This is a genomic window from Psychrobacter sp. 1Y4 (assembly GCF_051847555.1).
The window spans coordinates 1-1,011 of sequence record NZ_JBPYDE010000181.1; the positions used below are offsets into that span (position 1 = coordinate 1).

General features: G+C 42.4%; 1 pseudogene. It reads left to right on the forward strand.

Features of this window, described 5'->3' with window-relative positions:
- Positions 1-651: 651 nt before the first annotated feature.
- Positions 652-1,011 (forward strand): annotated as a pseudogene (locus ACS8FC_RS15115) (RNA polymerase-associated protein RapA); the annotation flags it as partial.

Here is a 1,011-nt window from a genome sequence, read left to right on the forward strand (position 1 = left end):
CTTCCGCGCCAATTTGGACCTTATTGGTGATGATGATATCGGCATCTTCACAGCGCTCAATGATGACGTCGGTGTCTTTTGGTGTGTCGTTATAAGTGATGTAATCGCTCACGCCTGCTGGTGCGGGTAAGTCAATGCCATCAGAAAAAGTGCCTTTATCTAAAAAAACGGCTTGCATCGTTATTCCTTGTTTATGGTTGTCTTATCGATAGGGGGTGTATGGATCATTGGCTAATGAATGGTTATCAGTTTAATGTAGCACGTTGGCATTTTTAGTCAAAAACGAATCTGTTAAATATCTGCTATTGAGAGATAAGCGTTTAAAAACAAAGCAATTTATATCATTGGCAGGTTTATAGAGCCTGATTGGGGCCAAATACCTCATAAAGTCATGGGTAACAAAAACCGCCTCTTGAAAATTAAACTTAACGCACTCATCTAGCCGCTAACGTTATATAATGGTAAGGCTTGGCTATTGGTTTCACTAACATTATGGCATCGCGTTTGCCTCTATTGATGATTTGCATCTGCATCTATTGATGATTTGCATCTGCATCTATTGATGATTTGCATCATTGTTAATTTGGTTACTATCACAAGCCACCATTGCTATCTAATTTTTAATTATCTGAGTACAAAAGACATCGCCTTATGACTATCTCTATTGCTTCATTGCACAGTACTGAATTCGCCGTTGGCCAACGTTATTTATCTGATACGGAGTCTGAGCTTGGCTTAGGTGTGGTGATCGACGTCGATGATCGATGTGTGCATATTTTATTTCCACAAAGTGAAGAGACACGCGTCTACGCAAAAAACTCTGCGCCATTATCGCGCGTGGTGTTTAAGGTCGGCGATACGATCTACGATCAAGATGGCAAAAGCTATACAGTCAATGCTGTCGATGAAGTGATGGGTGTGCTCAAATATGGCGTCGACGAGCACGAGCGCGGTATCATGGAGACGCGCCTTGCGGCCAATATCACGCTAGCCAAGCCGCTTGAGCGTCTG